General features: G+C 68.7%; 2 protein-coding genes. Both read right to left on the reverse strand.

What is annotated here, in order from left to right; genetic code table 11:
- Positions 1–34: 34 nt before the first annotated feature.
- Positions 35–1924 (reverse strand): nucleoside-diphosphate sugar epimerase/dehydratase, encoded by a 1890-nt coding sequence (locus VN419_RS08580; RefSeq protein WP_325646506.1) that lies wholly within the window; start codon positions 1922–1924, stop codon positions 35–37.
- Positions 1924–2431: DegT/DnrJ/EryC1/StrS family aminotransferase (locus VN419_RS08585; protein WP_325646508.1), on the reverse strand; the 508-nt coding region annotated here is incomplete at its 5' end. The genes VN419_RS08580 and VN419_RS08585, both read right to left, overlap by 1 nt.

Consider the following 2431-nt stretch of genomic DNA (forward strand, 5'->3'; position numbering starts at 1 on the left):
GCCGTCAGGGGGCGGTCCTCGGCGCAAGTTCAAGCTACTGCGGCTCGCGCTCCGGGGCATATTCCGGGATAAGACGTTGCAGCAGAGCGCGGATGGCCGCGGCGTCGCGGCGCGTGGCGGCGGCTTGCAATTCGTCCAGCAGGGCCGCGTCCAACACTGTCGCGTCCAGGGCGTCGCTGTCCCGGCCATCGCCTTGCCCGCGCAGCACCATGATCTTTTCATGCCCGGTGCCGAGCACCTCCTCGCCCGCGCCCATGAGCTCCTCGGCCAGCTTCTCGCCGGGCCGGAGGCCGGTGAACACGATGTCGCAGTCCACGCCGGGCTCACGGCCGGAAAGGCGGATCAGGTCGCGCGCAAGGTCCACGATGCGCACGGGCTCGCCCATGCGCAGCACGAAGATTTCGCCGCCGCCGCCACTTGCGCTGGGTGCGAGGTCCATGGCCGCGGCCTGCAAAATGAGCTGGCAGGCCTCGGAAATGCTCATGAAATAGCGCGTCATGTCCGGGTGGGTCACAGTGACCGGCCCGCCCGCTTCGATCTGACTGCGGAACAGCGGCACCACCGAGCCCGAAGATCCCACCACGTTGCCGAAGCGCACGGCCGAAAAGCGCGTGGGCCCGCCGGCGTGGCAGGCCATGAGTTTCTCCGTGACCCGCTTGCTGGCGCCCATGACGCTGGCAGGGTTCACGGCCTTGTCCGTGGACACCGTGACGAAACGCTCCACCCCATGTTTGATGGCCGCGGCCATGAGCACCCGCGCGCCGCTGACGTTGTTCGTCACCGCGGACCAGGGATTCTCCTCCAGCATGGGCACATGCTTGTAGGCGGCGGCGTGCAGCAGCAGGCTGGGGCTGTGTTCGGCCAGCACCGCGTCCATCAGGGCCGCATCGGCCACGCTGCCCAGCACGCAGGAAAAGTTCGCAAAGCCGCTCTGCGCCAGCTCCTGGGCGATGGCGTAGAGGTTGTATTCGCTGGCATCCACCAGCACCAGCCGGGCCGGGGCGAAGCGCGCCACCTGCCTGCACAGCTCGGAGCCGATGGAACCGCCGCAGCCCGTCACCAGCACCACCTTGTCCGTCAGAATGGCCGCCAGCCCGCGCTGGTCAAGCTCCACTTCGCTGCGGCCCAGGAGGTCCTGGTAGTCCACCGGGCGCAGAGTAAGCCGGGCCTTGCCGTCCAGAAGCTGGCTGGTGGCGGGCAAGATGCGGTGCGGCAGGCCGGAAGCTTTGCAAGCCTCCACGATGCGCCGCATTTGCCCCGCGCTTGCATGCGACACGGCGATGACGATTTCCTCGGCCCGGCTCTCGGCCGCGATCCGTGGGAGCTGGTCCACGCGGCCCAGCACCTCGCGCCCGTGCAGCGAACGGCCCAGCTTGTCCGGGTCGTCGTCCAAAAAACCGATGACGTGCAGGTTCAGGGCCGGGGTCTGGGAAATCTCGCGCAGCAGGCGTTCGCCCAGGCCGCCCGCGCCGATGACCAGTACGCGCCGGGCCGGGCCGGGAGCGGACGTCTTGCCGTGGGCGCTGGCATAGAGCACGCGGATGCCCAGACGCAGGGCCCCGGTAAGAAGCAGGGTGAGCAACCCGTCCACGGCCAGCACTGCGCGGGAAAAACCAGCGAAACCATACACGTAGGCCACGCAGGCTACCAGCAGGGCCGAGGACAGAAGCACGGCCTCGGCCAGGCGCTTGAAATCCGCCAGGCTGGTGTAGCGCCACATGCCCCGGTACAGGCCCAGGGCCAGGAACACGCAGAGCTTGAGGGGCAGCACCCACGCGAGCATGCTCTTCAGCTGCGCGGCGTAGAACTCCGGCAGGCTGAACTCGAAGCGCAGCAGGTAGCTTGAACTCAATGCGGCAGCGAAGCACAGGGCCTCGGCCGCGAGCATGAGGTAGAGGTGCCGGTTGCGCGGATTGAAGAGCATTACTTCCGGCCTTGCTTGAGCGCGGCCCTGACAATGCAGGCCACGCGCTCCACATCCTCGCGTGTCATGGCCGTGCCCGAGGGCAGGCAGAGCCCGCGCCGGAACAGCGCCTCGGACACCGCGCCGCCGCCCCCCCCGCCGAAGACGCGGCAGCCCGCGAACACCGGCTGCCGGTGCATGGGCTTCCACACGGGCCGGGCCTCGATGTTCTCCGCTTCCAAAGCCTGGCGCAGGGTTTCCGGCGTGGCGGCAAGGTTCTCGTCCAGCAGCATCACCGTGAGCCAACGGTTGGCCTTGCCCGTGGCGGCTTCCGGCATGAAGGACACGCCGGGCGCGTCGGACAGCAGTTCCCTGTACCAGCGGAAGATGCGCCGCTTCTGGGCCACGCGGGCTTCCAGCACTTCCAGCTGGCCCAGGCCCACGGCGGCCAGCAGGTTGCTCAGGCGGTAGTTGTAGCCGATCTCCGCGTGCTCGTAGTGCGGGGCCGGTTCGCGCGCCTGCTGCGAG

Origin of the sequence: Humidesulfovibrio sp. (assembly GCF_035560995.1) — a bacterium.
Classification (GTDB): Bacteria; Desulfobacterota; Desulfovibrionia; order Desulfovibrionales; family Desulfovibrionaceae; genus Humidesulfovibrio.

Excerpts from the sequence above, each read along its gene's own strand:
- VN419_RS08580 (WP_325646506.1), bottom strand. The coding sequence starts at position 1,924 with ATGCTCTTCAATCCGCGCAACCGGCACCTCTACCTCATGCTCGCGGCC.